This window comes from Gillisella taibaishanensis, from assembly GCF_001938985.1.
GTDB classification, from domain to species: domain Bacteria; phylum Pseudomonadota; class Alphaproteobacteria; order Rhizobiales; family Rhizobiaceae; genus Allorhizobium; species Allorhizobium taibaishanense.
This window is the reverse complement of sequence record NZ_MKIN01000015.1, coordinates 24612-45158: the sequence shown is the minus strand read 5'-3', so window position 1 is coordinate 45158 and position 20547 is coordinate 24612. Positions and strand designations below refer to the sequence as shown.

Genomic DNA, 20547 nt, shown 5'->3' with positions numbered 1-20547 from the left:
GAAGGTTCCGTTTGCCAGCGCAGAAAATTCCCTGTCGCTTCTTCCTTCAAAGATTAAGGCCGGCGTCGCGCTTCTCCAGGGCACTTGCCAGTGGCGGGATAATAACTCGCTACGTCGGTCATGCTGCTGTCTGTTCTTGGAACACTCTATACCCCAAAAGTGTGCCTGATGCGAGAAAACTGTCCCGCTGAAGATCGGCAGGGAACTTTAAGCACCCGGTTTCGTTTTTTAAGCAGTTTCAAAAGGAGGCTTCATCGATGCTGTACTATTCTCTCGTCTTCCTCGTAGTGGCCCTGATCGCCGCCGCTCTGGGCTTTGGTGGCATTGCCGGTGCTTCGGCCGGTATTGCGAAGATCTTGTTCTTCATTTTCATCGTTCTCTTCCTGCTGTCGCTGGTCAGCCGCTTGTTTCGTCGGGTCTAACCCCGGAAACGTCCGGCGGTAGCGCAGGACATCGAGAAGAACGAAAAGGCCCGGTTTTGTCCGGGCCTTTTCGCTTTTGATCATTGGAATAATAAGGCCTCTCGGCGACCTAGCGGTTAATATCGTCAAGCGCGACCGCCGAGACAGTTTTGCCGCTGCCTTGGCGTTCGTTAGAACTACCCTTAGCGAAATCCTGCTTTTGATTCTCGCTCAGCATCGAGCGGATCCCGATCTTACCGGCCACCAGGTCGGCGGAAACCGGAATACAATCGCCATACAATTTCAATGTCCGCTCATCGAGCTGGCGCAGACGCACCGGCAAGGCTGTCTGACACTGGCTCAAGTTGCCATAATTGATGACGGCGACTGGCTGTTTCAAGCAATCGGCCCGCTCGGGATGACAAGCAACAATCACCATTATTGCCGCAAAGCTTACCATGACTGATCTCCCTTACCCTTGCGGGGAGAATGTCCGGGAGACCTGCTTGTTCCGGCAGCGACAGGGCGGCTGCGAAGCCCGCCGACGCGCCTGTTGCAAGATGGCAACAGACGCCGTCAAGGCTGGTTACCAGCTGCGGGTGTCCGTCGCGGCGTGGATGAGGTTGTGGATGAAATCCAGCTTGACCAGCACCGGTTCCGATAGCACGAAGGGATAGAGATCCGGCTGCCCCATGCTGCGGTTGATGCTGTTGATGGCAACGGTGAGCGGCACCCAGGCCTCGACCAAAGCCCGAGCATCCTCTGACCGGTAGGGATCGAAATCTACCTTCACGGCCATGTTTTCCTCTTGCGTCGCCTTTCTCTCCGGCTCTATGGCCGGCCGGGTCCGCAGGCCAAAGGCATAGGCGGTTTCGAGCGCATCGACGATGTGGATATAGTGGGCGAAGGTCTCGGCGAAGTCCTCCCATGGGTGGCTGGAGGCATAGGCGCTGACAAAACTGCCTTCCCAGCCCGGCGCCGGGCCGTTGGCATAGTGGCGCTGCAATGCCTCGCCGTAATCTTCTTCATCATTGCCGAAAATCGCCCGGCAGTCGTAAAGCCGGCCGCCATCGCGAACCAGAACGTTCCAGTAGTAGTGGCCGACCTCGTGGCGGAAATGACCAATCAGCGTGCGGAACGGCTCGCCCAGCGCCACGCGCCTGGCTTCGCGCTCGGCGTCCGACCCCTCGGCGATGTTCAGGGTAATCAGCCCGGAATCATGGCCGGTCATGACTGGCTGACCGCCGGTCAGAGCCGAATCGTCTTCCAGGAACTCGAAGGCCAGACCGTCAGGCACGGTATCTGAACGTTCGGCGATCGGCAGGTGGAAACGAAGCAGCGAATAGAACAAGACATGCTTTGCATTTTCAATCTTGCGCCAGTTTTCCAGGTTGTCACTGCTCGACAGATCAGGGATGACCAGATTGTGGCGGCAGGCGATGCAAAAATCCGCGACATCTTCCACCAGCCAGTTGCAGGCATCATGCTGCGCATTGGCGCAGAGCCTCATCGGGTCACCCTGCCTCATGCCATCGATCAGCGCGGTATGATCGGCATCCATGGCAAGGAAGCGGGTTTCCGAGGGCCGAAAGCCGAGCTGGGACTGGCAGGACAGGCATTGAGTGTTGTCGAAGAATACAACGGTTTTACAATTGGAACAGTTGAACAGGCGCATCATGGCTCCTTTATTTGCCGCGCGCGTGATCGCAGCGCAGCAGCTTAGCGCACCAAAGCGCTGGCGGGGGAGTCTGTTCCCCTTTTTATGCGGAATTCGTTATTAGTGAGGGACTTGAACGCAAACGCGGTCATTCATGCGCTTCGACGGGAAAGGTCAGCTCGTAATAGACGCTGTCTTTGTCGAAGCGGTGAACGACATGGCCATTGACGGAAGCGGGAACAACCCGCTCCAGCACGGTGCTGCCAAACCGCCCCTTGGCGCGATCCAGGTCTTCATCGGTCATCGTTTCTACCGGTTCGTTCCAGGTGACGCGAATTTCCTCGCCATTCTTGGTCCACTGCCGGTGGCATGCGACGTCGATCTTTCTCCGCCTGCTGATAAAATCGCCATGGCTGACCGCATTGACGATCAGTTCATGCAGCGCAAGGCCGATATGGAGAGAGGCATTCGGGGATAGCAGTACATTATCCCCGGAGACCTGAATGAGATTGGCCGTTTCCGGTACGTATTTTTCCAGTTGCTGGCGAACCAGGTCTTGAAAATAAGCACCACGCCAGCTGGAATCCGTGATCAGGTCCTGTGACATCGATAAGGCATGCAGTCGCCCCCGGAATTTGCCGAGGAACTGGTCGAGCGTGCCGGAATAGCGTGCGGTCTGGAAGGCGATGCTCTGGATGATCGCCAGCAGGTTTTTCGACCGATGGCTGACCTCGCGCAGCAAGGCCCGCAGAAGTCGCTCGCGCCGCTTTTCTTCGGTGCGATCAACCAGAATCGTCATCATGCAGACCTCTTCGGGGCCGATGCGGATCATTCGGCAACGAAACTCGAAGACCGTATCATCGCCCGGCTCGACGCTCAGCTCGGCGCCCTGTCCGGTGTCGGTCAGCCCGGCTTTCAGTTCACGCAACTGCGCGCCTATCTCCGGGCCGAATATCGAATCATCACTCGGCTCTTCGCCATGGGCGAGCGGCCACCTTTGTGGAAGCGAGGTAATGCAGATGTATCGCCCGTCCATGTCCTGCAAGGTCAGGCTCGCGCCAATATCCAGCAGGGCCGTGATGAAGAACTCGCGCAAAGGCCTATCAGCACGCTGCGGTTCGAACCATGTCAGCCGATGTACCAAGTGCTTCTCTCCAGCGCCAAGCGCCCTCCCGAGAGGGTGCCGGCGGCATCCATGCTCCCGCACAGTTTAAACAGTCTCTAAACGGCGAATGTGATTGTTCCGTCGTCTCGCCGTCAGGCCTCCTGATGTGCGCGCTCGTTGAAGAACAGCGCCTGGCTGATGAGCGCTTTGACCATGTCAGGGTTGAACGGCTTGGTGACGAGGAAAGCCGGTTCAGGCCGCTCTCCGGTCAAAAGGCGCTCGGGGAAGGCGGTGATGAAAATGACCGGAACGGTATCGACCTTGAGAATGTCGTTGATTGCGTCGATCCCGGAGCTGCCGTCGGCAAGCTGAATATCAGCCAGCACCATCTTCGGATTGGTCCGGCCGTAAAGCTCCACGGCTTCTTTGTGGGTGCGGGCAATGCCGGTCACGCGGTGGCCGAGATCTTCTACCATCTGTTCGATATCGAGCGCGATCAGCGGCTCGTCTTCGATGATCATGATGTCGGTTGCGACCTGGCGGGAAATTTCAACGGATGCCTGGTTAAACAGGGCCCGGAATTCGGCATCGTCGACGCCAAGGATTTCGGCCGCCTCTTCGTAGGTGAAGCCTTCGACTGAAATCAGCAGGAAAGCGTGACGCTCACGCGGGGGCACGGCGAGCAGATTGGACGCGGCACGATTTTCCCAGGCAAAGGGCGAGGCAATCGAGCGGATCTCGATATGAGTGGAACCGAAGATTGTCACGAACAATTTATAAAGAGCAACCCGGTCGCTACTGGCTTCAGGATAGATCGACAGATCAGCGATCAAAGCCTCCAGAACAGCGGCGACATACGCGTCACCTGACGTCTGCGAGCCCGTGACGGCTCGGGCATATCGCCTCAAATAAGGAATATGAGCGGCGACGCGGGTGGTAAGGGACATCAAGTTTCTCCAGTTTGCACGAATGCAGCATAAACTCGCTAGCAAACGTGGGGATCCAAAAAAAGTTCCAATCTTCCGCCATCAGTCTTCCCAAGGGTTCAGAGTAGCGGCGGTGGTTATCGGTAGCAGCAGATCACGTTCGTTCGATGCCCTAAAACAATCGCTACAAAACCTGTCGCTGTTAGTGCTAGGGACGATTTTGAGGAGCGCGACCATCGTCATGGTTGAAAGATTATGGCGGGAATCTTATGCGCCGTAGGTGCTCAATTCAAGGCCCAATGACTGGAACCATATGGCTTCGGATCCGTTGGGTGCAGATATTCCGAGCCTTGAATGGATTTGTGAGAAGCACGCAGTTTTGAATATGCCGACCCCCCTAAAATTCATGAATTGTGTTCTACAGCATGGCCGGCATAAAAAACAGATTGCGATGGATCACGAACAGATGCAGGCGATCAAAGTTAACAAAAGTCAAGCGAAACGGCTATGCAGTCTCTCCGAACATTCTCGCGTTCTAAGGTTACGACATGAATTCCCGACATTATCTCTTCACTTGCGGCAATTATTGTTTATTGGGCGGCCTTCCTATTCTCGTCCCGAGCGATTTGCTGGTATAATCTGATCCACCGACGAATTTCCCTTTCCCAGGCCGCAGGCGTGCTCATGTCCGAACAAAAAATCCCAAAGCCCGCGAAGAAGCCGACGAAACAAAGTCGGGCCGATGCAAATGCGACCATCGCGTTAAAGTTGAAGTCTTATTACGATGAGATTGTTGAGGAAGGCACGCCAGATCATTTTCTCGACATGCTCGAGAAACTGGACGCCGCCGAAAGAGCCGCGAAATCCAAGATTGGTGACAACTGAGTCATCGATACGCTGAACAATAGCGAAACGGTCTTGGCATTCGACAACGACAAAGCATAAAAGAAGACCGGATACTGTCAATGCAATCCGGCCTTTTTCGTTTCAACGCCAAGGAATACCGTCCGCTTTTGCTAAGCGTGAACGAAATCCTCCAGCACCGCTTGGTATTACCATGCAGTGCCGGATGCTTCGCTATTAAGCCGCGATGATTGCCCGCAGCATCCAAAGTGCCTTCTCATGAAAGGTCAACCGGTCTGTCAACATGTCTGCGGTCACCAGGTCGCCGGCTTCGTCGGCAGCCTCGCCGGCCTCGCGCATCTGACGCACCGCTTCTTCGTGATCGGCGATCAGGTCCTGAACCATGTCGATAGCGGCATGATGCTGTGTCTCGCCGCTCTTTGGCGAGAAATTGCTGCTGTTTTGCAGGTTGACCGGGGCGAGGTGGCCGAGTGCCCGAATACGTTCGGCGATAATATCGACCGCAGCAAACAGCGTATTGTAATGCTCTTCCGTCAGTTCATGTATCGGCTTGAACAACGGGCCAACGACGTTCCAATGATAGACCTGGGTCTTGATGGTCAAAGCATAGGTTGCGGCGAGAATCTCCGAGAGATCCTTTGCAGCCTGCTGGCGATAGCTGTCTTCCAGGCCGATATTGATTTTTTCGTCACGGGCGCGTGGTTTCAGAACTTCTGCAACTTTAGCCATGATTATCTCCTGTTTTGTGATCTTGTTTTAATATCGCGTCCGCCAGAGGACAGCAGAAGGCGTCGCCGAAATCGATGATCTCGGCGTCCTTGCTCTGAAAGCTTCGTCTGACGGCAATAAACCGTTATTTGCGGCCGATGCCCTGACTGCGCGCAAAAAGATAAGCGAGCATACCAACCGCTGCGACGCCAACGACCGGGTTGACCTTCAGCATACCCGGAAGCCGCCCCATAAGACCGGTCGTAATCGGGTCGGTGGCCGCGAGTGTAGCCGTCTGCAGGAACATCCGACGACGTTCTTCCCGGCGATTGATCACCGAAACGATCGCCAACGCGATGAGGCCCAGCAAAACGGCAATGCCTGCGATCACCAGCCCTGCCGGACCTGCACCAATCTCAGCGGCGAGAAAAATCCAGCCGGAAACGATACCTGCGACAATAGCCACAAGGAAGCAGAAGCCGGCAATCATGCCGGCGACGGCGTTTCGCTTGGCCCTGTCAATGCGGGGCTTCACGCCTTCGGCAGCAACCAGAGACAGCCGTGCGAGGAGACCGAACATCGGTTAGCGCCGCGACAGCAGGGCGCAAATGAAGCCGAGACCGGCAGCAATGGCCACGGACTGAAGTGGCTTCTCGCGGATCTTATCTTCCAGATCCTGCTCCATGGCCGACACACTTGTGCGGGCAGAATTGATGGCGCCGGCGGCCTTATCGCTGACCTGGTGCAATGTCGCATTGCCGAAAGATGCAAGCGTGCTGGTCAAGGCGGCTACGTCGTGCTTCAGCTGCTCTATCTGCGCTTCGAGTTCCTTGGCGCGTGCATCGGCTTCGGCATTGTTGACGGCTTCGTTGATGTCTACCATGGACCAGCTCCTTTGGATGTTGTGGCTGTGCAGACACCTAACACGTCTGCGCGCTCGCTCCCTTGACAAACGTCGATCTGCGGCAAGGGTTCCCAATTTTCATCCACTAACCCGTCAGCCTCCTGCGAAAAGGATCAGATCATCGCAGAAGCCGCACCATTAGCTCATGGGAATAGCCTATGCGGAACAATCTGCGACTTGAGGGTGTTTTATGGACGTAAGCCTCCAGGCGAAGATTTACCTGAGGCGCCGAAATCCGCACTGCGATGGATTTGCAACCGAAAAGGAGACAGCCATGAACTGGAACCGTATCGAAGGCAATTGGGAACAATTCAAGGGCAAGGCCCAGGTTCAATGGGGCAAGCTCACGGGTGACGATCTCGACGTCATCGCCGGCAATCGCAAACAATTGAGCGGCAAAATTCAGGAACTTTACGGAAAAGGCCAGGATGAGGCCGATCGAGAGATCGACGAATGGGTCAATCGCCACTAATATATCTTGAACCGCGTCGGACGACATGATGTCGTTTAGCGGTGGCGGCGCCGGAAACCATGATGGTCCTGGCGCCGCTTTTTTATGCCGGCAGCATGTGCAGCAGGGTATCCAGGCGGTCGGCATCGCGCGGCAGCTTGTCGGTGCGCAGCCGGGCGATACGCGGAAAGCGCATGGCAACGCCGGATTTATGCCGGCCTGACCGGTTCAGGCCCTCAAAGGCCACTTCCACCACGAAACCATGATCCGGCTCGGCGCGGATGGAGCGGACGGGGCCGAAGCGCTCTATAGTGTTATTGCGCACATATTTGTCGAGCACTTCCAGTTCCTGATCGGTGAAGCCGAAATAGGCCTTGCCGACCGGCACCAGTTGGTCTCCCCCTTCAGGCATGGCCATCCAGACGCCGAAGGTAAAGTCTGAATAATAGCTCGACCGTTTGCCATGGCCGCGTTGGGCATACATCAGCACAGCATCGACATTCAGCGGCTGCTTCTTCCATTTGAACCATGGGCCTTTAGCACGCCCAGCCTGATAGATGCTGTCGCGCCGCTTGATCATCACCCCTTCAATAACAGGATCGGGTGGCGCGTGGCGCAGTCGGTCCAACTCGTCCCAACTGGAAAACGGGATGAGCGGCGACAGGTCGAAGCGGTCATGAGGGGCGGCATCGACGATATCGCTAAGCAACGCGCGCCGCTCATCGTAGTTCAAGCCGCGCACATCGCGCTCGCCGGTAAACAGAATGTCGTAGGCCCTGATGAAAACCGGATAATCACTGAGCATCTTTGCCGTGACGCTTTTGCGGTTCAGCCGCTGCTGCAGGTCCGAAAAGGTGCGGGTCGGCTGGTTGGAGCGCGCCGTGCCGCCCACCAGCAATTCGCCATCGATGACGCCATCGAAGTTGGCGGCCGAGACAATGTCTGGAAAGGCGCCGGAAATATCGTCGCCTGAGCGGGAATAAAGCCGGCAGGTGTCACGGTGGCGCGAAAGCTGCACGCGGATGCCGTCCCATTTCCATTCCGCGGCATAGTCGGCAGGATCGAGCCCGGTGAGGTCGCTGTCGCCGACCGGGTTGGAAAGCATGACCGAGTGAAAGATGGCGGGGGTCGCGAGAACCGGCTTGTCGGCGCCACCTTCAAGCCAGGCGAACAGGCTTTCATAGGGCGGCTGTAATCCATGCCAGAGCGTTTCGATCTCGACGATGTCCTTGCCAGACATATCGGCCAGCGCCTGTTTGGCAAGTCGTGCGGAAACCCCGATCCTGAGGCCGCCGGTAACCAGTTTCAGGAAGGCGAAGCGGCCGGATGGATCGAGCGTGGCCAGCAAATCACGTACGGCGCCACGCACCTGGGTGCGGCCGAGCGACTGCATGAGGGCGACGACCTCTCCCAGCGAGGGCTCGGCGCGTTCGGCCTTTTCGCCCCGGTCCTGATCCCAGACAAGAGCGATGGTTTCTGCGAGATCACCGACATAATCATAGGAATAGCCGAACAGGACCGGGTCCATCCGCTCCAGCACCAGCTCCTTCAGCAGCGCCGGCTTGACCGCCTTCAGGTCGAGCGTGCCAGCGAGCACTCCGAGCGCATAGCCGCGATCCGGGTCCGGCACGCTTGCAAAGTAATCGGAGAGCAGCTTCAGCTTGCCATTGCGGCTGGGCGTCAGGACCAGGCGGTCGAGCAGGGTGGAAAAGGCGCGCATCAGTCCCCCTCATCTTCATAGCCGACCAGATGCAACGGTTTGGCGGCAATGCCGTTCAGCTCGCACCAGCGCACCAGTGCCTCTTCCCGGCCATGGGTCACCCAGATGGCGCCAGGTTTCAGCTCGCCGATGGTTTCGATCAATTCCGGCCAGTCGCAATGGTCTGATATCACCAGCGGCAGTTCCACCCCGCGCTGCTTGGCGCGCTGGCGCACCATCATCCAGCCCGATGCAAAAATCGCCAGGGGATCGTTAAAGCGTCGCGCCCAGCGGTCGTTGAAGGCCGAAGGCGGACCTATAACCACTGCGCCCTCAAACTGGCTGGCGCCGCCGTTTTCGATGGTGGCGGGACGCAACTCGCCAAGCTCGATGCCTTGGCTGCTGTAATAATCGCAGAGCTTGGCCAGCGCGCCGTGAATATAGATCGGCTTGTCATAGCCGCCCTGGCGGATCAGCGAGATGACCCTCTGCGCTTTGCCCAGCGCATAGGCGCCAATCAGATGGCTGCGCTGCGGAAACTGTTCGAGCGAAGCGAGTAACTTGCCTATTTCCAAGGCCGGATCGGGGTGGTGAAACACCGGCAGACCAAAGGTCGCCTCGGTGATGAACACATCGCAGGGAACTGGCACGAACGCTGTGCAGGTCGCATCCGGCCGGCGCTTATAGTCGCCGGACACAACGATCCTTACGCCCGCATGTTCGATGGCAATCTGCGCCGAGCCCAGCACATGGCCAGCCGGATGAAAGCCGATCTCGACGCCGTTGAGATGGATGGTTTCGCCAAAATCGATCGCCTGCTCAGACCCCGCAAAGTCTACGCCATAGCGCAAGGCCATGATATCGAGCGTCTGGCGCGTGGCGAGCACGCGGCCATGGCCGGAACGGGCATGATCGGAGTGGCCATGGGTGATCAGCGCCCGATCCACAGGACGCACGGGATCGACATAGAAATCACCGACCGGACAATAGAGACCGGCGGGCGTGGGAAAGAGCAGGGCCTCGGGCTTGATCATAGAGCTAAAATAGGGCGAAGCTTGCGGGAAGTGTAGGGCGAAAAGGCGCTTGACCCGGCCCCTGGGGCCGCTCCCAAAGAGATGGCGGTCCACAACGAACGAGGTGATTCGTGACTCATTCCGCTCTCTATCTCAATCCATCGGAAGCGGCGCGCCGGCTGGGCGTTTCCGCAAAGACTTTGCGTCTCTATGAGCAGAGGGGCCTGCTTATGCCGCTGCGCACGTCGGCAGGCTGGAGAACCTATGGGCCAACGGAGATCAGCCGCGCCAAGGAGATCCTGGCTTTGCGCGGCCTTGGTCTCAGCCTTATGGCCGTCGAGCGGGTTTTGCATGGTGACGTAAAGTGCCTGGAACAGGTTCTCGCCCAGCAGCAGGCGGCACTTGAGCAAGGCATAGGCGACACAGTGGCGGCGGTTGAGCGAATCCGGCTTCTCCGCCAAAGCATCGCTGCCGGCCATATTCCCTCTCTGTGCGAGCTTGCCGGCCTGTCAAAACCTGTGCGAGATGCCTGCCTTTCCCTGGAACTACCGTGGCCATGGGACGGAGAGCGGTTTGAGCTTCTGGATATCCGCCCCATCACCTACATTGTCGGCCCACTCGGCAGCGGCAAGACCCGCCTTGCCCGGGAGATTGCCGCAGCCCTGCCGAACGCGGTTTTCCTTGGACTGGATCGGCTCGCCGAAGACGGCTCGCCCGCACACACTCGGCTCGACGGCGATCCCGGCTTGAAAGCGAACGTCGAGAGCGCCTTGACGTGGCTTGTCGAAGAGGGGGGCTCTCCCTCGGAAGCGTTGACGGCGCTGCTGGCGTGGACGGAGGCGAACGAACCGGCCTGTCTGGTTGTCGACATGGTTGAACAGGAGCTGGATCGGGCGACGCAGGAGGCGCTGATCAGCTATCTTCGCCTGCGCTGCTCACCGCATCGGCCTCTATTTCTGATGACCCGCTCGTCGTCCATCCTCGATCTGGAGGCGGTTGGGAGCAATGAGGCAATCCTGTTTTGTCCGGCCAATCACGGTGTTCCGACCGTGGTGCAACCCTATCCCGGCGCTCCCGGATACGAGTCGCTATCAACGTGTCTTGCCACACCGGAGGTCCGGGCGCGCAGCCATGGTGTCATTGCCTTCAGGCCAACGGCGTGATGGCAGTTCGGCGCGCCGAGCCTCATTCCAAGCGATTGCAGGGGTGACATCCCGCTTGCATTTGGGATATCGCATGGGAATAGTGCGGGCATGGGTGCGTCAGCTCATGCCCCGTTCCACCTCGACGCAAAATCCAGGATCCATCCTCATGAAGCCTATCTTCGTTCAGCTGCAATGCGTGCCCGGCAAGACCTATGAGGTGGCCGATGCGATCTACAAGGCGGAGATCGTCTCGGAGCTTTACTCCACGTCGGGCGAATATGATCTGCTGATGAAGGTCTATATCGAGGATGGTCAGGATGTCGGCAAATTCGTCAACGAACACATTTCCGCCGTGCCGGGCGTGGTGCGCTCGCTGACGACAATGACATTTACCGCTTTCTGACGGTGCTGGTTCTTACCAGCCTTCGCTCAAGACCTTGTCCAGCATCGACGCGAAGAAGCTGGCGCTCTCATAGGTCAGGCACAGCGGCGGCTTGATCTTCAAGACGTTGAGATGGTCGCCGGTCGGCTGCATGATCACGCCGAGGTCGAGCAGGCGTTCGCAGATCGCGGCAGTTTCTTCTGTCGCGGGTTCCAGCGTCTCGCGGTCGCGCACCAGTTCTAGGCCGAGATAGAGCCCCATGCCGTGGACAGCGCCGACCAGGGGGTGGACGGCAGCGAGGTCTTCGAGCTTTTCGCGCAGGAAATCGCCGACATCGCGGGCATTGGTCTGCAATTGCTCGTCACGCATGATGTCGAGCACGGTCATGCCGATCACCGAACTGACCGGGCTGCCGCCTGAAGACGAGAAGAAATAGCCTTCCTGTTCTAGCGCATCGGCAATTGCCTTCGAGGTGATGACGGCGCCCAGCGGCTGGCCATTGCCCATGCCCTTGGCAAGCGTGATGATGTCCGGCACGACGCCTTGTTGCTCGAAGGCCCAGAAATGATGGCCAAGTCGGCCATAGCCGACCTGCACTTCGTCAGCGATGCAAAGCCCGCCGCGCTCCCGGATCATTCCATAGACGGCGTCGAGATAGCCCGGTGGCAGGACGATGCCGCCCGCATTGCCGAACAGGCTTTCGGCGATGAAGCCGGCCAGGCCTTCGCCGCTGGCATCGATCTCCGCCAGGGTCTTTTCCACTTCAGCTGCATAGGCAGAGGCGCTGGCGTCACCCCTATAGGTGCCGCGAAAGCTATTGGGGGCCGTCACAGGCCGCACCCAGGCAGGTCTGGTTTCCAGCGCACGAGGATTATCCGCAATCGACGTGGAGACAGCGTCGCTTGCCACGGTCCAGCCGTGATAGGCCTCTTTGAGGCTGACGATGTTGCGTTTGCCGGTGGCGGCCCAGGCGAGGCGAATGGCAAGATCGACCGCTTCCGAGCCGCTATTGACCAGGAAAACCGTATCAAGCCCCTCGGGCGCAAGATCAGCCAGCCGCTCGGAAAATTCCGCAACCGCGCCATAATGGAAGCGGGAATTGGTATTCAGCCGCGACCACTGCCGCCAGGCGGCATGGGCAAGACGCGGATGGCCGTGGCCGACAGTCGCGACATTGTTGACCATATCAAGGTAGGCGCGGCCCGCCATGTCGAACAGATGTTCGCGGTAGCCGCGCTCTATCTGTGGCGGTTGCTGGTAATAATGCTTCTGTGGGCTGGCAAAATGGCGCTTGCGGCTGGCGAGCAGGCGGTCATTTCGTACCGAGGGCGCATCGAGATCGATGCCAAACAGGGCTGATGGAGACAGGCAAATGCGGCGCCACGCGTGCGCGTGATCGGGCCGGGCAAACAGCGGCGGCACAAGGTCCTGATCCCGGCAGAGCTGCAACCTGAGGCCGCCGACCGAGCCCTCGGCCCCGGCGATTTTGCCGAGCGGCGCGCCGCTCTGCAATTCGGTACCGTCTTCCAGCTGGCATTCCAGCCCGTGGATGTGCAAGGCGAGATCCGGCGCCATCAGGATAAAATGCTGGCTTGTCCGCTTCAGCACGCAATCGAAGGGCACGACAGCTTCGGTGCCAGCCGGCAGGCAGGCATCGACATGGAGCGCAAAAGTGGCAGGCATGCGCGGTGACAACAGCCGCGTATAGGAGAGCCGGCATTCGCCATAGCGGGTGGCGGCGACGCCTGTGTCAGCCGCAGCCTTGGCCAGCAATTTCCAGTCGATCTGCGCATCGGCCCAGTCGTCTTCGATCAGGTCGGGGCTCAGTGTCGACAGGTCGGTCAGATTGACGGTCAGCGGATCGATACCGGGCAGCAGCCGTCCGAGAACGGGCTGTTCGTCGGGCAGATCTTTGCCGAGCGCCGTCATGATCGCCGCTTCCATCACTGAGAAGGGAATGGAGGTAGCCAGCGTGAAGATCTCGCGCTCGTGTTCGAGATTGCCCGCAACATAATCATTGTCGGGATCGATCGATAATTGCTGCTCGCCGCTGGCGACCAGCACGGCGGCGCGGGCAACCACCAACGGCCAGAGCGCCCGGACCTCCGCATCCGTCAATGGATAGAGATCGTGAAAGGCCCGGATGGCCGGCAGGACGGCGAAAACATCGCCATCGGCCTGGTGCAGCAGGGCGGCACAGGTGACGGCGAGGTCGCCGACCAGCCAGCCGTTGACCAAGTCGCCGAAATCGATCACCGCGTCGGGAACCAGCCGACCGGCTGCATCGGAGACGCCCATGATATTGTCGCCGGTCAGGTCGTGATGCACCGGTTGCAAACGCAGGTTTTCGATGAGTGGGTTGATATGGCGCATGGTGACAATCATCGCCTTGGCGACGTCGTCACGGCGCTTCTGCTCACCGACCGAGGCCAAGAGATGCAGGGTCACCGGACCGGCGCGCCGCAGATCCCATTGCAGGTCGCGTTCCAGGCCGGGATGGCTGAAATCGGCAAGCGCCAGCGCAATACGTGCGCAAAAGGCGCCGACAGCCCTGACGCTGTCGGGCGCGAGATAGCGGCGGCGGCTGAGCGGTTCGCCGTCGATATAGGTCAACAGCCGGGCGTGATAGCTTTCTTCGCCAAGGGTGACGGTAAGAATTTCCTCGCCATTGAGGGCTGCGACTGGCTGCGGGGCCGAGGGTGCATCCGGCTGTTGCGCCAGATGCCGCATGGCGGCATTCTGGGCGTCGAGCTCGGCCATGCTGTAGTCCTGGCGGCAGATCTTCAGAACGAAGCGGCCAAGGGCTGTGTCCACGCGAAAATTGCGGTCCTGCTGTGAGCCCAGTTCTTTGATATGGCCTTCCAGGCCGTAATGCTCTTTCAGCAGGGCAGCTGCAGCCTCTGCTCCGACCTGGGGACGTGCGAGTCCCGTGCGGTGAAAGAGAATTGTATTGGGCATGAACTGCCTCCTGCAGAATCGCCAACGAGACCGAGCTGTCCCGCCCGTGGGAACGGATCGGTTCGAAACCGGTTCCCGGCGCCGGCCGCTGATTTTCCTCGCAAACTCTAGCAGAGAGAAACGGCGCGTCTATCGCCCAACCTTAAAATAGCATGGACAACAATCCTTTGAGGTGTGGACAGAGCGCGATTTCGCGCCGGAAGATGCCCCAAAACGGAACGGAGCAAGGCGCCCTTGGAAAAGGAGCGCCTTGCTGTGTGCGGTTGCGGACACTTGTATTGCTGGACTTAGCCCATGCGTTCCGAGGCGTAGGAACCTGGGCTTGCCGGGAAGACGACGGTCTTGTTGCCGTTGATGAAGGTACGGTGATGGATATGGGCGTGGATGGCGCGGGCCAGAACCTGACTTTCCACATCGCGGCCGATCGACACGTAGTCATCAGGGCTTTGGGCATGGGTGATACGGGCCACGTCCTGCTCGATGATCGGGCCTTCATCGAGATCTGCCGTGACATAATGGGCGGTGGCGCCGATCAGCTTCACGCCGCGCTCATAGGCCTGCTTGTAGGGGTTTGCGCCCTTGAAGCTTGGCAGGAAGGAGTGGTGGATGTTGATGATCCGGCCCGACATCTTCTTGCAGAGATCGTCCGACAGTACCTGCATATAGCGGGCCAGCACGACCAGTTCGGTGCCCGTCTGTACCACGACATCCATCAACTGCGCTTCGGCCTTCGCCTTGTTCTCCTTCGTCACCTTGATGTGGTGAAAGGGAATGTCGTGGTTCACCACGACTTTCTGGTATTCGAAGTGGTTGGAGACGACGCCGACGATATCGATCGGCAAGGCACCGATCTTCCAGCGGTAGAGCAGGTCGTTCAGGCAATGGCCGAAGCGGGAGACCATCAACAACACCTTGACCCGGTCGGCGGCATTGTAGAGACCGGTTTGCATGATGAAGCTCTTGGCAATCGGCTCAAGACCGGCCTCGATCTGCTCCCGGGTTGCGCCTTGCTCCGAGATAAAACTGACGCGCATGAAAAAGCGGGCCGTTGCGAGGTCGTCGAACTGCGAACTATCGACGATGTTGCAGCCCATTTCTGCCAGATATCCGGACAGGGCCGCGACGATGCCGCGCTTTGATGGACAGGATACCGTCAGAACATAACTCGTCATCTCGTCTTCCTCTCATCTTCCAATATGGGAGCCGCTCGGTGCCGCACCCGTTAAACCAGCACCTGTGCAACAAGCGGGTTGTCTCGCCTTCTGATTTATGATGCATAATCCATTGTCAATCCCGGTAGATCTCTAGGGATCGCTGGAAGTTCTGGTAAACTATTTTTCCTCTAAGGAAAAGAGGCAAGGGGTGCTGCGTGCTAAGCTGCCGGGTTCGCGGAACAAAGGCTGGTCTGCCTGCGTCTTAAAGCGCCGCATTTCGTAAAATGTCGAATCGCAGTTTTCTGCTGTTATCCCTTGGGATTTAACGGATAAGTTATGCGGCGCTGTTGAGAGTTTCCGGCTCTGTGCAACAGGCGGATGGCTTCTATTGGTTGCTTGGTGTGCAGAGAGGTAAGGCGCCTGTTCTGCAATGACATTACAAACGAGGACAGGCGCATGGCAGCCATGATGGCGGCGGTAAAGACTGAAACGGGCAAGGCTTTCTGGAGGAGGGCGGTCACCATGTCAGTGGCGATCACGCTTTCGGCAACATCCTTGGTGAGCGCTGAGGCTTTTGCTGCCCAGGCCTGCATGCGGGGCGTCAACCTGTCGGGTGCGGAATTCGGGGAGATTGGCGGGGCGCCGGACAGGGCTTATGCTTATCCGAGCACCAAGACAATTCGATATTTTGCCGAAAAGGGTTTTACGTCTGTGCGACTGCCGTTCAAATGGGAGCGGTTGCAGCCCAAGCTCAAAGGTGGCCTCGATCCGGCCGAGTTGAAGCGGCTGGACGATACGGTGGCGCGGCTGAAGGCGGCCCGGCTCAGGGTCGTGCTCGATCCGCATAATTTCGCCGTCTACAACCAGAAGCAGATCAATGGTCCGGACGTGCCGACCGAGGCCTTTGCGGATTTCTGGATGCGGCTTGCCGCCCATTATGTCGATGATCCCAGCATCGTCTTCGGCTTGATGAACGAGCCCTTCGATATGCCGGCCAGCCAATGGCTGCCAGCCGTCAATGCGGCCATCGCCGCCATCCGGCAGGTCGGAGCGAAAAACCTCATTCTCGTGCCCGGCGTGTCCTGGACCGGCGCCCATAGCTGGCTGAGCGATGGCTATGGCGGCGCCAATGGCGAGGTGATGCTTGGCGTGAAGGACCCGGCCAACAATTATGCATACGAGGTGCATCAATATCTCGATGCGGATTTTTCAGGCACCAAGGATGAGTGCAGCCGTGCCGACGATGCCGTGAGCGCGCTTGAGGCCTTTACTGCCTGGCTGCGCAAGAATGACAAGCGCGGCTACCTCGGAGAATTCGGCGCGCCCGGCGCTCCGCCCTGCGTCGAGGGTATCCGAAAGATGGCGGGTGTGGTGGAGAAGAACCCAGATCGCTGGGTTGGCTGGGCCTATTGGGTGGCGGGCGACTGGTGGCCGGAGACGGAAATGCTGAACATCCAGCCCGGTAAATCCGGCGACCGCCCGCAGCTTGCGGGCCTTACGCCTTACCTGCGCGATTTCTCCGCTTCGGCTTCCGATTGCCCGTCCTTGCGCAATCGCTGAAGCTTTAGACCTCTTGCTGCAAAACCGGTCCAATCCACAGCGTCGGCGGTGCCGATCAGGAACCACATCAGGGCTGCTGTCTTGATGGAGTAGAAGGAATTGGAAATCAGCATCAGCAGCAGGAGGTAAACCACCATCATGCCCCTGAAAGCCCAGGCCTTGGCGTCCTGCATCGGTGACAGCACGAAGGCGGCCCAGAGACCGACAAAGCCGAACAGGCCGAAATTGGTCAGCGTATAGGAAATCCCGGAATCGGCGGTGAATTGATCCGTGGTCTTTGACCCCAGCACCACCTGCAGATCCAAATGGTTGAGAATGGCGGCGGTGACTTTCAGGCGGCCGGAGACGTCGTTAGCGCCACCTTCTGCGCCGACGATCAGCCCATAGGCGGCGATCACGGCCAAAAGAATAAACGGCGCTACCAGCCAGACGGTTTTCGGGATGAAGCGGTAGACCGGCAACAGCCCTGTAATCACCACGCAGGTGAAAAAGCCGAAACGCGCATCGGCCAGCACGATGCCCGTCAGCGCCATGGCAATCACGATTAGCCGCCAGGGCATGGTGGGGCGAAACAGTGCCCAGGCAAACAAGATGACGCCGAAATTGCCGGCCGAAACAGGTTCGAGAAACACCGAGGAGACGCGGTGCTGGCCTAGAAACGGCAGCAGCGTGCGCGGCTCGGGCCTCAGGCCGGAAATGAACAGGCCGCGGGTCTGGCCGAAGCTTTCCTGCAGGGTGACGGTGCCGCGGGCGATGTAATAGCCGAGCACGTTGAAGTAATCGAGGTAGCTCTCCAGCGCCAGATATTCGTAAAGCGCCACGACCAGTACGATCAGGCCGCAGACGATCACCAGCCGGTCGGCCAGGCCGACGCGGGCGACGCGCTTGCCCATGAAATAGAAGCCGACCGGAATGAATACGTCGCGCAGCGCCTTCAGATCCAGCGCGCCGCGCAGGGCAAAGATCATCAGCATGTAACTGACGAAGAGAAGCAGGGTCAGGTAGAGACCGGGGCGCCGGTCGACGGCCAGAAGAAAGGCTGAGCCCAACATTGTCATTTCGCCCAGCATGACATGGGTGTCGCTGACCGGCATGATCCTTGTGTTGACGAAGCACAGGAAAAGATTGAGCAGCAGCCCGCCGATCACGGCAAAAGAGGCCACTGCGTGGACCAGCCCTTCGGGCAGGAAATGGCCGGGTTCTGTACCGGTGTCGTCCGCTACGTTCTCGCCGTGCTCGGACACCTGTGTGGCCGCAGCCGTCATCCTGCCGCCTCAAGCACGATGCGGCCCATCACCCGTTCGCCGTCCTCACCCAGCCGCGCCAAAAGGCGGCCCATGTTGCCAGCCGCTTCTTCGGCGGGCGTTGTCAGGACGAGGATCAGATCCGCCTCGGCAGCCAAAGCGGTCAAATGCTGTTCACCGGCCACACCGCAGGCATTGATCAGGGTGAAATCGGTCTCGCTTGCTTTTGCTTGTTCCATGAAGCGCGAATAGGTCGGCCGCCCCCCGGTCGCCGGCGCCTGCTGCCGTTGGGCCGGAAATCCGAGCCGCTCATATCTGAGAATATGAGACAGCGGCGCATCTTCCAGATCCGGCTGCTGCAAAGCCTGAGCAAGGCTCGGTCTGCCATTGCCGCTGGCGGTGTTTCCCTGCCGGATGGCAAGACGACGGCTTGCCATGGCGCCGTTGGCCAGCAGGACACCGTATTGGCGCTCGACCAGCTTTTGCGCGACATCGGCAATGAAGGCAGCGGCCTTGGGTTCGCCCAGTGCCGTAAACACAACAGTCATCTGGCCATAGCCCTGGCTGCAGTCGGAAAGAAAGCCCGTGGTTGCCGCCACAGCGGTGGCCCAGGCGGAGCCGGCAGCGCGATCGTCAGCGTCTGAAGCCGGAGCCGGAGAAAGGGGTGAAACAAGCCGTCTTGCGAAGGCACCAATTACGCCGAATCGGGCGCGGGGTTTTGTCGTGAAGCGCTGGGTCGCATCGGCAATCAGTGTCACATCCGTTCTAGTTACGGCTGGTTCCGGTTCGATTGTGTTGCGCGTGATGGGGGCTGCCGCGGCGTTGGCGCTGGCACCGACCGGTGCCGGAACTGCGCCGTACCGCCTGGCCGTCAGGATTTCCATGATTACAGCGAGCGTGCTGCCGAAAGCCAGTCCGAACAGGACGGCGGCAGCGAGGATCATGATCTTCAGGGTCGCGACTGATTTCGGTGTCGCCACGGCCTCGGTAATGATCCGGGAATTGTTGATGGAAATCGTCTGTTCCTGGCTCAGTTCCTCGGCGCGGTTGAGGAAGGCCTTGTAGATGGTACGGACCGCATCGGCCTCGCTTTCCAGCTGGCGCAGCGTGATCTGGCGCGAGCCGCTGTCGAAGCTGGTCTTGGTCAGGCTCTGCAACTGAGCTTCCAGCGCCTTGCGGTTGGCGACAGCTCGGTCATGGTTGAGCTTCATCGACTGACGCACGCGGTCCAGTTCCTGCTGGATCGCCTGGTGCATGGCGGCAACTTGAGAATTGATCGCCTTCAACTGCGGATGATTGGCGCCGAGATTGGTAGCTGCCTCCGCCTGCCGATCCTGCAACTGCACAAAGCGATCACGCAGCAGGCTGATCGTGCTGGACTGCACGGCTTCCGGAATATTACCGTTTTCGATGGAGGCAGCTGTCAGGCTACGGGTCTGATCGTAGATGGCCTGCTGCTGCTCTTCGGCGCCCCTTGCGGCAATCAGTTGCTGGTTCAGGCCGGCCAATTGCTGGTCGATGACCAGACCGGTGACGCCCGTCGAGGCAAGGCCATTGGCGGCACGGAATTCCTCGACCGCCGTTTCGGCCTTCAACACCCGGTCGCGCAATTCGCTTGCCTGGGCCTGAAAGGCACCACTGGCGCGGCGGGCGGCATCTGCGCGGGCCTCGTCCAGCTGTTTCAGATAGACTGTGGCGATCATGTTGGCGATATCGGCGGCGCTCTTGGCATCGCGATGCTCGACCGTGATCGACATGATGAAGGACTGTCCCTCGCGCTCGACCTTGATGTGGCGGATCAGGCCGCCAATGGTCGCGGCCATCACCTCGTCCGGTGTGGCGCCGCTGCCGGGTTTTGCGGCGTAGAGATAGGGATCCTTGGTCAGGTCCAGCCGGTTCACGACGTCGCTGAGAACAGCACTCGACAGCACGACATAGATCTGGCTGTCGAGGATGCCGGGATCGCTCTGGGTCGCGGTGGCCGGGAGCCGGCTCTCGCTGCTTGAGGCGGACAGGCCGCGCGGGTCGAGCAGGATCTGGGTTGCGGAGACATAGACAGGTTTCAGGCCAAGCGCATAGATGAGCGCAAGCGCTGCAAACAGCACGACGAAAGCGGCGGGATAATACCAGCGCCGCCGCAATATCCCGGGAATTTGAAAAATGTCGATGTCCATTTTCATGTCCAGGACCGTAGCGTCCAGCTGGTGGTCCTTCCGAGAGGCTTCGTCTTCCCTGGTTGGCCATAAGGCCGAAACTCTGGGCCTTGTTAACCGTTCAGGAGGTATTCGGCAGCTCAAAATGGCAGGCTATGGTTAATGATACCTAACAATTTGGCCTGTTAATCACGATTCTTTACCGCGTTTGTGCAAGGATAGG

At 59.1% G+C, this 20547-nt stretch carries 19 protein-coding genes; 6 read left to right on the top strand and 13 right to left on the bottom strand.

What is annotated here, in order from left to right:
- Positions 1 to 257 precede the first annotated feature (257 nt).
- Complete coding sequence (locus tag BJF91_RS00750; protein ID WP_075612579.1) at positions 258 to 422, top strand: DUF1328 domain-containing protein; 165 nt, start codon at positions 258 to 260, stop codon at positions 420 to 422.
- A gap of 109 nt (positions 423 to 531) precedes the next feature.
- Here BJF91_RS00750 and BJF91_RS00745 read toward each other — a convergent pair whose 3' ends face one another.
- The 4 genes from BJF91_RS00745 to BJF91_RS00730 all read right to left on the bottom strand — a co-directional run bounded on the left by BJF91_RS00745 (position 532) and on the right by BJF91_RS00730 (position 4110).
- Positions 532 to 861: a hypothetical protein gene (locus BJF91_RS00745; RefSeq protein ID WP_075612578.1), complete on the bottom strand. Its 330-nt coding sequence runs from the start codon at positions 859 to 861 to the stop codon at positions 532 to 534.
- Between the two features lie 126 nt (positions 862 to 987).
- Positions 988 to 2076, bottom strand: coding sequence for a zinc-binding metallopeptidase family protein (locus BJF91_RS00740; protein ID WP_075612643.1), 1089 nt, complete (start codon positions 2074 to 2076; stop codon positions 988 to 990).
- Positions 2077 to 2206: 130 nt separating this feature from the next.
- Positions 2207 to 3202 (bottom strand): sensor histidine kinase, encoded by a 996-nt coding sequence (locus BJF91_RS00735; RefSeq protein WP_075612577.1) that lies wholly within the window; start codon positions 3200 to 3202, stop codon positions 2207 to 2209.
- Positions 3203 to 3315: 113 nt separating this feature from the next.
- Positions 3316 to 4110: a response regulator gene (locus BJF91_RS00730; RefSeq protein ID WP_075612576.1), complete on the bottom strand. Its 795-nt coding sequence runs from the start codon at positions 4108 to 4110 to the stop codon at positions 3316 to 3318.
- A 663-nt stretch (positions 4111 to 4773) separates the two neighbouring features.
- On the opposite strand from BJF91_RS00730, the gene BJF91_RS00725 reads away from it, so the two are divergent.
- The gene (locus tag BJF91_RS00725) at positions 4774 to 4974 is read left to right on the top strand and encodes a NepR family anti-sigma factor (protein ID WP_075612575.1); all 201 of its coding nucleotides are present in this window, start codon (positions 4774 to 4776) and stop codon (positions 4972 to 4974) included.
- A gap of 195 nt (positions 4975 to 5169) precedes the next feature.
- Here the strand turns inward: BJF91_RS00725 and BJF91_RS00720 are convergent, their stop codons facing one another.
- The 3 genes from BJF91_RS00720 to BJF91_RS00710 form a co-directional block, all read right to left on the bottom strand.
- Positions 5170 to 5682: a Dps family protein gene (locus BJF91_RS00720; protein WP_075612574.1), complete on the bottom strand. Its 513-nt coding sequence runs from the start codon at positions 5680 to 5682 to the stop codon at positions 5170 to 5172.
- Between the two features lie 124 nt (positions 5683 to 5806).
- A complete protein-coding gene (locus BJF91_RS00715) occupies positions 5807 to 6241 on the bottom strand; it encodes a hypothetical protein (protein ID WP_075612573.1) in 435 nt (144 codons plus the stop codon).
- Between the two features lie 3 nt (positions 6242 to 6244).
- Positions 6245 to 6544, bottom strand: coding sequence for a DUF883 family protein (locus tag BJF91_RS00710; RefSeq protein ID WP_075612572.1), 300 nt, complete (start codon positions 6542 to 6544; stop codon positions 6245 to 6247).
- Positions 6545 to 6839: 295 nt separating this feature from the next.
- Here BJF91_RS00710 and BJF91_RS00705 point away from each other — a divergent pair, with 295 nt between their 5' ends.
- The gene (locus BJF91_RS00705) at positions 6840 to 7037 is read left to right on the top strand and encodes a CsbD family protein (RefSeq protein ID WP_075612642.1); all 198 of its coding nucleotides are present in this window, start codon (positions 6840 to 6842) and stop codon (positions 7035 to 7037) included.
- An 82-nt stretch (positions 7038 to 7119) separates the two neighbouring features.
- Here BJF91_RS00705 and BJF91_RS00700 read toward each other — a convergent pair whose 3' ends face one another.
- Entirely contained in the window at positions 7120 to 8736 is a 1617-nt protein-coding gene (locus BJF91_RS00700) for a cisplatin damage response ATP-dependent DNA ligase (protein WP_075612571.1), read from the bottom strand.
- Positions 8736 to 9749, bottom strand: coding sequence for a ligase-associated DNA damage response exonuclease (locus tag BJF91_RS00695; RefSeq protein ID WP_184412915.1), 1014 nt, complete (start codon positions 9747 to 9749; stop codon positions 8736 to 8738). Before BJF91_RS00695 ends, BJF91_RS00700 begins: the two co-directional genes overlap by 1 nt.
- A 110-nt stretch (positions 9750 to 9859) precedes the next feature.
- Here BJF91_RS00695 and BJF91_RS00690 point away from each other — a divergent pair, with 110 nt between their 5' ends.
- Together BJF91_RS00690 and BJF91_RS00685 are read left to right on the top strand one after the other, a co-directional pair.
- On the top strand, positions 9860 to 10891 hold the full coding sequence (locus BJF91_RS00690) for a MerR family transcriptional regulator (protein WP_075612570.1): 1032 nt from the start codon (positions 9860 to 9862) through the stop codon (positions 10889 to 10891).
- Positions 10892 to 11039: 148 nt separating this feature from the next.
- A complete protein-coding gene (locus tag BJF91_RS00685) occupies positions 11040 to 11276 on the top strand; it encodes an Lrp/AsnC ligand binding domain-containing protein (RefSeq protein WP_075612569.1) in 237 nt (78 codons plus the stop codon).
- A gap of 12 nt (positions 11277 to 11288) precedes the next feature.
- Here BJF91_RS00685 and BJF91_RS00680 read toward each other — a convergent pair whose 3' ends face one another.
- Together BJF91_RS00680 and purU are read right to left on the bottom strand one after the other, a co-directional pair.
- Positions 11289 to 14213, bottom strand: a complete 2925-nt coding sequence (locus BJF91_RS00680; protein ID WP_075612568.1) for an aminotransferase — start codon at positions 14211 to 14213, stop codon at positions 11289 to 11291.
- A 287-nt stretch (positions 14214 to 14500) separates the two neighbouring features.
- Entirely contained in the window at positions 14501 to 15385 is an 885-nt protein-coding gene (gene purU, locus BJF91_RS00675; protein WP_075612567.1) for a formyltetrahydrofolate deformylase, read from the bottom strand.
- A 504-nt stretch (positions 15386 to 15889) separates the two neighbouring features.
- Here purU and BJF91_RS00670 point away from each other — a divergent pair.
- Positions 15890 to 16927 (top strand): glycoside hydrolase family 5 protein, encoded by a 1038-nt coding sequence (locus tag BJF91_RS00670; RefSeq protein ID WP_407639847.1) that lies wholly within the window; start codon positions 15890 to 15892, stop codon positions 16925 to 16927.
- Here BJF91_RS00670 and BJF91_RS00665 read toward each other — a convergent pair.
- Together BJF91_RS00665 and BJF91_RS00660 are read right to left on the bottom strand one after the other, a co-directional pair.
- Positions 16870 to 18192 carry a hypothetical protein gene (locus BJF91_RS00665; protein WP_075612566.1) on the bottom strand — a complete coding sequence of 441 codons (1323 nt, stop codon included), beginning with the start codon at positions 18190 to 18192 and terminating at the stop codon, positions 16870 to 16872. The genes BJF91_RS00670 and BJF91_RS00665 overlap by 58 nt on opposite strands.
- A complete protein-coding gene (locus BJF91_RS00660; protein ID WP_162843816.1) occupies positions 18189 to 20345 on the bottom strand; it encodes a GumC family protein in 2157 nt (718 codons plus the stop codon). The genes BJF91_RS00665 and BJF91_RS00660 overlap by 4 nt, the downstream gene beginning before the upstream one ends.
- Positions 20346 to 20547: the final 202 nt, after the last annotated feature.

Bases quoted from the DNA above. Each gene is read 5' to 3' on its own strand.
- BJF91_RS00750 (WP_075612579.1), top strand. From the start codon at position 258: ATGCTGTACTATTCTCTCGTCTTCCTCGTAGTGGCCCTGATCGCCGCC.
- BJF91_RS00745 (WP_075612578.1), bottom strand. From the start codon at position 861: ATGGTAAGCTTTGCGGCAATAATGGTGATTGTTGCTTGTCATCCCGAG.
- BJF91_RS00740 (WP_075612643.1), bottom strand. From the start codon at position 2,076: ATGCGCCTGTTCAACTGTTCCAATTGTAAAACCGTTGTATTCTTCGAC.
- BJF91_RS00730 (WP_075612576.1), bottom strand. From the start codon at position 4,110: ATGTCCCTTACCACCCGCGTCGCCGCTCATATTCCTTATTTGAGGCGA.
- BJF91_RS00725 (WP_075612575.1), top strand. From the start codon at position 4,774: ATGTCCGAACAAAAAATCCCAAAGCCCGCGAAGAAGCCGACGAAACAA.
- BJF91_RS00720 (WP_075612574.1), bottom strand. From the start codon at position 5,682: ATGGCTAAAGTTGCAGAAGTTCTGAAACCACGCGCCCGTGACGAAAAA.
- BJF91_RS00715 (WP_075612573.1), bottom strand. From the start codon at position 6,241: ATGTTCGGTCTCCTCGCACGGCTGTCTCTGGTTGCTGCCGAAGGCGTG.
- BJF91_RS00710 (WP_075612572.1), bottom strand. From the start codon at position 6,544: ATGGTAGACATCAACGAAGCCGTCAACAATGCCGAAGCCGATGCACGC.
- BJF91_RS00705 (WP_075612642.1), top strand. From the start codon at position 6,840: ATGAACTGGAACCGTATCGAAGGCAATTGGGAACAATTCAAGGGCAAG.
- BJF91_RS00700 (WP_075612571.1), bottom strand. From the start codon at position 8,736: ATGCGCGCCTTTTCCACCCTGCTCGACCGCCTGGTCCTGACGCCCAGC.
- BJF91_RS00695 (WP_184412915.1), bottom strand. From the start codon at position 9,749: ATGATCAAGCCCGAGGCCCTGCTCTTTCCCACGCCCGCCGGTCTCTAT.
- BJF91_RS00685 (WP_075612569.1), top strand. From the start codon at position 11,040: ATGAAGCCTATCTTCGTTCAGCTGCAATGCGTGCCCGGCAAGACCTAT.
- BJF91_RS00680 (WP_075612568.1), bottom strand. From the start codon at position 14,213: ATGCCCAATACAATTCTCTTTCACCGCACGGGACTCGCACGTCCCCAG.
- purU (WP_075612567.1), bottom strand. From the start codon at position 15,385: ATGACGAGTTATGTTCTGACGGTATCCTGTCCATCAAAGCGCGGCATC.
- BJF91_RS00670 (WP_407639847.1), top strand. From the start codon at position 15,890: ATGTCAGTGGCGATCACGCTTTCGGCAACATCCTTGGTGAGCGCTGAG.
- BJF91_RS00665 (WP_075612566.1), bottom strand. From the start codon at position 18,192: ATGACGGCTGCGGCCACACAGGTGTCCGAGCACGGCGAGAACGTAGCG.
- BJF91_RS00660 (WP_162843816.1), bottom strand. From the start codon at position 20,345: ATGGACATCGACATTTTTCAAATTCCCGGGATATTGCGGCGGCGCTGG.